Source organism: Candidatus Hepatincolaceae symbiont of Strigamia maritima, from assembly GCF_055505085.1.
Map to the genome: position 1 here is coordinate 1 of NZ_DBKDTU010000220.1, position 5,106 is coordinate 5,106.

Below are 5,106 nucleotides of genomic sequence, written 5' to 3' on the forward strand. Positions count from 1 at the left end.
CTTTATAAAAATTACTTTACTCTCAAAACTTTTTTTAATAGCTTAAAAAGAATTCATAATGCTCCCAATATTGACACTAATATTATAAAAGTAGAATAGACTAAATTATAAATATTATTAGAAAAGTAATAGTGAATTTTATAAACTATTTAATGTTTATTGTTAAATAATCAATATCTTTTACTATAAATACCTGTACTTTATTTGATGTTTTATTATTATTACAATTAATTTCAAAAATATAACGATTATATGGTAGATTTTCTAGTAAAAACAATCCTTCTTTATCAGTAAAAGTTTTTTGAATAATCTTATTTTTATTATTAATTACTAAAATTTTTGCAAAGGCACAAAGTTGCTGATTTTTATATATAACTCCTTCTATATTACCAGTTTTTACAAAAGGAAAAAGAATTTTTTGAGTAATTGCAGGTCTTAAAATTAAATTATATTCCTGCTTTTTCGGAACTAACATTATATCTTCTAAAGACATGATATCAACTGTAATATTTGTCGGTTCATAAATCGGCAATCCATGTTGATATAAATTACCTTTCTTAGAATGAGTACCTTCTGCATTACTAGTATTAATTTTTAGTTTGGCACCATCAATTTTTTCATCTATGCGCTCTTCATAAGACCCATTATTATTATTATCAATAAAAATATCAGCAACTATATTCCCATGATTAGTTAAAGGATATTTTGTTTCAGAATATAACTCTTTATTACTTTCATTATATCCGAATGAAATTCCATAGGTTATCCCTACTTCATGTCTTTTATTAGCATCAGTCAAAAATGATAAATTAAATTTACCAAATTTTGTTATCTTAGAAATCCCTGTTTGATAGTAATTATAGTTATGTAACCATTTACTATAAAATCTATCTATTTGGAGATACACAACCATTGCAAGTTTATGATTCTTATAATCTAAATTAAACCCAAAACTATTGGGTTGTAGAATTGGATTAACCTCCTGATCATAGTAACCTTTAAAAGAAAAATGATTATAATTTGTACTTAATATAGATTTTAAAACTTGTCTCTCTATATATACTTTATCATAATAATATTCTAATGTAAGAAAAAAATTATTAACTATACTATATGCGGATCTGATATAAATATACTGCTCTGATTTAGGTATAATATGTACAGTACGTTCATAACTATATTTTTTATAACCTAAATAAATAGGAATATTATAATTAAATAATCTAAAATTATTGTTATAACGTATATTCAAGAAATCATTCATTAACAAATCATTATTATAAGAAGATTGAGTCCCTATACCATTAAATTTTTTATAAGATAAATATACATACCCAAAATTATTTAAACTCCCAAACATTGTAGATTTATTAGCATAAGAGTTATACTTTTCTCTTCCGGCTATATAATTTTCAAAACCAAAACCATATAAAGTATAAATAATTCCCGTATTAAAAAAGTTATTAAAATTATTATTAGGTTGCACTGAATATCCTAATTTAAAAGCTAAACTATCTAAAATTCCATAATATAAGCTAACATTTGAATTTAACTTATTATTAGTAGTATTGTTATAATTATAACGGTACTCTTCCGGATTTTCAAAAATCTTTCTATCTTGTTGCATAAAAGACATAGTATAAGAAAATTCATTAGCTCTAACAGGAGAAGCTCCTATTAAAATTCTTTTTTCTTCTTCTCTTACTTCACCGAAAGGTCCATAGAAAACTAGCTTAAAAATATTAAGTCCTAGGTAAACCGGAATTTCTGAAAAATTATAAAAACCATCTATATCCGGTTTTACTTTATACCCTATTAAGATATTATTCTGATATAATTCTACCTCCCAGCCAGATAATAATGGATTTCTTAGGGTAATAGTTTGATTTTGACTGATATTATAATTATTAATAGAAGAAATTATTAAACCTCTACCTCTTTTAGGTGTACTTAATAAAGCATTATCTATAGAAGAAATATCCCCAACGGCAAAATACTTAACTGCTGTACTATTTTTGTGCAAAGGATAAGTTTTAGAAAATATCGTATTCATATAGAATTGAGGATTCTTAATATATTTTTGATTTGTATATTTAGTAAAATTATATATATTTGTGTCTAATCCTAAAAATACTCCTCCTAGCACCATATTGTGTGCAGTTTCAAAATATTTCTCTTCATTATACTTAGCAAACCTATTAGTAAGCATAAAATCTATAGAAGGATAAGAAAATAATTTATTGTATACCTCATATTGATCATACTCTTTTTTATAATAACTAGTTAAGTTATTACTTCTATTAAAATTTTTATTCTGATATGTTTCTATGGGTAATGTGTGTTTGCTGTCTATAGTAAGTATTAATCTAGATAAATTAAACTTAAATTTTATATCAAATATTATTCCTATTAGATCTGTAGAAAAATACATTCTATTATTATTTATCCTAACATCTTCGGTAGAAAATGATATTTTCTTATTATCAACTTGTATTAACCTTAAATCTTTTTCTAAATTAATATCTATACTATTATCTTTACCAAAAAAAAACCCTTTTGCTTTTAGATCATCAATATTAATTGCAAACTCTAAATTTTTAACAATCTCATCAAAAGCTACAAACTTTTTATTATTAACAGTATCAACATAAACAAGCATTGTTATATTCAGATTGTATTCTTTGACTTGCACTAAAAATAAAAGCTCTGTTAACCTCTTCAGATCATGGTATGAATTACTAGCATATAGATTTTTACATAATAAGAATAAAATACAAATAATACAGTATAAAATATATTGTATACATCTCATCTTAAATTATAATATTTTTTGTTGCTAAAACTTTTTTAGTATCAGGATCAATATATTCAATATCTATAACATTTCCCTTTTTAAACATGGACATGGTTTTTTTATCAAAATCTACATATATATGACGATGAGTAGTACTTAGAAAAACATTAATTCCGTTTATCTCTTTAATAATCTTATTCTTTACTTTAATTAATAGATTCCCTCTTAAAGACTTGGTACCTTCTCTTCCTATAGAAATATTTAGTCTAACCTTATCATTAATTTTTTTAAAAATAACTTCTTTAATACTTGCTTTACCAACTAATTCACCTTTTCTTACTACTAGAGGTATTGACATACTAAAAATAGGTACTAATTTTAGTTCAATTTCTCCTTCTCTTTGTGCTATTTTCTTAGTAACAGCCATATCTTTAAAATCACTATTATTAGGAATTTCTGTTATTAATAAATAACTAAGATATTCACCATCTTTTACTCCTGCCATAGGTTTTTTTTGAATCCTAATGATTTGAGAACTTCCTTTTTTGATAGTAAATTGTATGGGGGTATATAATAAATATTTATCGGCAAATTTTATATTATTCTCTTCCTTATTAATTTTAGTATAATCCCCGTACATACTTTGTTTATAGTGTACTAAAGTAACTTTGTAGTTATGCTCTTTATTACTATTATTAAAAATAGTAATATTTGTATTTCTATTTTTATCATCTACTAATAAATACGTTTTGCTAACAGCCAACATTCCCAAAGATACTTTTGAGAAACTAATTATAATGAGTCCTACTAAAGTTATACGTTTTTTCATTTTTACCTCTTATAATATAATTGTTATTTGATAAGTACCCATATAGATTCCCGGTTTAGAATTTGTAGGAATAGTTAAAGTTGCCCCAATTTTAACCCTTTGGCTAAATAAGTTAGTGGCATCTATAGAACTCTTTAAGTTATTTACCATTAAAGTTACTCCACTTGGACCTTTTAATATTACCTGAGTTGGTAGAGTACTGAGTTTTATCGGTAAAATTGCTAGTAGGTTGTCATAAGTAAACTCATTAATACTAACTCTCCCATCTACTCCAGGACAATTATGGATTCTAGTATTGTCTAAATTAACTGTTATGGAACAAGAAGTAGTAGGTAATACATATATTATACCAAAACTAAGTTGTGATATTACAGTATTCCTTAACTGTCTTACAGAATACAGGTCTAAGTATACTGGGATACTTTGTGATAAATTCAATTTTTGATTTTTATATTTAGCCCAAACCGTAACACTACTATTAAACACCCCTTGTAATAGATTATCTGTAATAGAAAGACTACCTGATATGTGTACAACAGCCTGTCCTATATTATCTAATTTTATGATATGATTATTATCAATAACTTCTATGTCTTGGACAATAATTGATCCAGTATTCCCGTTTAAGTTAGTAGGAGTAAATGATAATTCTACTTCATCATTAGGCTCGCCATAAATCGTAATAATAGCAAGCCTAGATCCCTGATTAGCAGTATTAGAAGTATTGGTTGATTGTAAAATATTATTCTTACCTATCTTATAATAAGCAGGTACTAAATTATATTGAACCCTACCAAAACTCATGCCTTGATTAACAACAATATTCGCAGAAAAAACTTTATTTTCAATTATTCCTAAAAATAAGCAAATAATAATAACTAATCTTTTCATAACTTAAAAACTTAAATAATTTAATATATTACAGTTAAAACAAAACTACCATTATATGCACCTGAAGGAGTATTATCAGGAACAACTATTGTTCCACCGGTTTTAACAGTGCCTGATCCACTATTATCTAATATAATATTCTGAGCATTTACAGTTATGGTAGTTACTAATTCAGGATTACCAGCGTTAGCTAAGTTAGCTATAGTCCCAACACTTACACTTACACTGGTATTAGAACTTCCGGATATTGTATACACACCGCTTTTTGCCCCTTGGTCGTAGATACTTTGTCCTCCAGAAGAGGTAACAGCATCACTATAATCTAATGTAAATGTAGTACTTCCTCCTGTTGCTGCAACCTCAATATTACCAAAGTTCATAGCCGTAGTTTCTGTTATAGTTAATAATGTTCCTAAAGTTGCCGTTACATTAAGTGTTTTTGTCACAGCATTTACTTTTAATGGTAAAAATAATACTATAAATAGTATAAATAATTTTTTCATGAATATAGCTCCTTTGCAAATAATCAATAATATCTCTATATTATTAATATTTTTTAATAAAAATGCAAGTATTATTTAATATTTATTCT

The 5,106-nt window shown here is 25.5% G+C and carries 4 protein-coding genes; all 4 read right to left on the reverse strand.

Annotated elements, in window-relative coordinates; all coding sequences use genetic code 11:
* Positions 1–145 precede the first annotated feature (145 nt).
* A complete protein-coding gene (locus ACQCX0_RS06050) occupies positions 146–2,692 on the reverse strand; it encodes a hypothetical protein (protein ID WP_462563275.1) in 2,547 nt (848 codons plus the stop codon).
* A gap of 121 nt (positions 2,693–2,813) precedes the next feature.
* Positions 2,814–3,623, reverse strand: coding sequence for a fimbrial biogenesis chaperone (locus tag ACQCX0_RS06055; RefSeq protein WP_462563276.1), 810 nt, complete (start codon positions 3,621–3,623; stop codon positions 2,814–2,816).
* Positions 3,624–3,632: 9 nt separating this feature from the next.
* Entirely contained in the window at positions 3,633–4,514 is an 882-nt protein-coding gene (locus tag ACQCX0_RS06060; protein WP_462563277.1) for a DUF4402 domain-containing protein, read from the reverse strand.
* Positions 4,515–4,534: 20 nt separating this feature from the next.
* A complete protein-coding gene (locus tag ACQCX0_RS06065) occupies positions 4,535–5,017 on the reverse strand; it encodes a DUF4402 domain-containing protein (protein WP_462563278.1) in 483 nt (160 codons plus the stop codon).
* Positions 5,018–5,106 lie beyond the last annotated feature (89 nt).

Coding starts and splice junctions, on each gene's coding strand:
- ACQCX0_RS06060 (WP_462563277.1), bottom strand. CDS start 4,514: ATGAAAAGATTAGTTATTATTATTTGCTTATTTTTAGGAATAATTGAA.
- ACQCX0_RS06055 (WP_462563276.1), bottom strand. CDS start 3,623: ATGAAAAAACGTATAACTTTAGTAGGACTCATTATAATTAGTTTCTCA.
- ACQCX0_RS06065 (WP_462563278.1), bottom strand. CDS start 5,017: ATGAAAAAATTATTTATACTATTTATAGTATTATTTTTACCATTAAAA.